Below are 232 nucleotides of genomic sequence, written 5' to 3' on the forward strand. Positions count from 1 at the left end.
GTCCTGCCCGTCATCGGCGAGCACAGCGACCGCCTCTCGATCGCCGCCGTCAACGGACCCGACTCCCTCGTCATCTCCGGCGATCAGACCGCCGCCGAAACCGTCGCCGCGCACTTCCAGGCCCAGGGACGCAAGACCAAACAACTCACCGTCTCGCACGCCTTCCACTCCCCCCACATGAACCCCATGCTCGACGAGTTCCAGCGCACCGCCGCCGAACTCACCTACCACG

The 232-nt window shown here is 67.2% G+C and carries 1 protein-coding gene; it reads left to right on the top strand.

Translation table 11 applies throughout. The features are described 5' to 3' along the window. On the top strand, positions 1 to 232 hold a 232-nt coding region (locus H0H10_RS03365; protein ID WP_188179278.1), incomplete at both ends, for an acyltransferase domain-containing protein.

It is taken from the genome of Streptomyces griseicoloratus (genome assembly GCF_014534645.1).
Classification (GTDB): domain Bacteria; phylum Actinomycetota; class Actinomycetes; order Streptomycetales; family Streptomycetaceae; genus Streptomyces; species Streptomyces griseicoloratus.